The organism is Microbacterium sp. A93 (assembly GCF_051842835.1).
On record NZ_JBPXMT010000030.1, the window covers coordinates 1 to 1,294 of the forward strand.

A 1,294-nucleotide genomic window follows, 5' to 3' on the forward strand; every position below is an offset into this window, starting at 1 on the left:
GGGACTGCTGCACGGTTAGGTGACAGTTTCTAGTCACGCCGCGAGGGCGACGGTCGTGTTCATGATGGTCTCGAATTCGATCGGGGTCAAACGCCCCAGAGCGGCTTGCCGTCGGCGACGATGGTAGGTGCGTTCGATCCAGGTCACGATCGCGACGCGCAGCTGCTCACGCGTCGTCCAGGACCGCCGGTCGAGGACGTTCTTTTGCAGCAGGGCAAAGAACGATTCCATCGCGGCATTGTCTCCGCATGACGCAACCCGTCCCATCGATCCGACCAGCCGGTGCTGGGACAGAGCACGCAGGAACTTCCTGCTCCGGAACTGCGATCCGCGGTCGGAATGGACCACGCAACCGGCGACGTCACCGCGCATCTGCACAGCGTTCTCGAGCGCACGAACGGCGAGACTCGACTTCATCCTGGAGTCGATCGAGTACCCGACGATCTTGTTCCCGAACACGTCCTTGATCGCGCAAAGATAGAGCTTGCCCTCCGCGGTCTTGTGTTCGGTGATGTCGGTCAGCCAGAGCAGGTTCGGACCATCGGCCGTGAACTCGTGCCGTACCCGGCCGTTCTCATCGGTCACGGTGCAGAGGTCGCCGTGAACCGCAGGACCCGGTTTCTTGCCGTTACGGCCCCGCTTCTTCCCGAACACGGACCACCAGCCGTTCGCAGCCGTGATCCGCCACGCGGTCCGGTCCGCCATTGATTCCCCGGCGTCACGGGCCTCGTCCGCGAGCAGCCGGTGACCGAACTCCGGGTCATCCCGGTGCGCATCGAACAACGCATTCGCACGATATGCCTCCACCACCTCGCTACGCGTGATGGGGTCAGCCAGCCACCGGTAGTAAGGCTGACGAGCAAGCTTCAGAACCCGACACGTCACCGTCACGGGGATCCCCGCAGCGGCGAGCTCAATTACGAGCGGGTAGAACCTTTTCCCGGGAGATTCGCCTGCGACAGATACGCCGCCGCACGTCGCAGAACCTCATTCTCTTGCTCCAGCAGCCGAATCCTCTGACGCGCCTCCCGCAACTCCACGGTCTCACTGCGCGTCACACCGGGCTTGACCCCGTCATCGACCGCCGCACGCTGCAACCACTTGTGCAACGTCACCGTATGGACACCGAAGTCTTTCGCGATCTGCTCGATCGTCACACCGGGCTCGCGATTGCGCGCGACGCGCACGACGTCGTCACGGAACTCCTTGGGAAACGCTTTGGGCATGATGCCATCCTTCCAGGCCAGCCTCCGGGCTAGCCAGCTCAGATGTCACCTATCCGTGCAGCAGTCCC

General features: G+C 63.2%; 1 protein-coding gene. It reads right to left on the bottom strand.

Going from position 1 to position 1,294, the window contains the following annotated elements; all coding sequences use genetic code 11:
- Positions 1-33: 33 nt before the first annotated feature.
- A protein-coding gene (locus tag ACSU1G_RS34560; RefSeq protein ID WP_439286185.1) for an IS3 family transposase occupies positions 34-1,226 on the bottom strand; the annotation gives its coding sequence in 2 pieces (ribosomal slippage) (positions 34-939 and positions 942-1,226; 1,191 coding nt in all).
- Between the last annotated feature and the right edge of the window lie 68 nt (positions 1,227-1,294).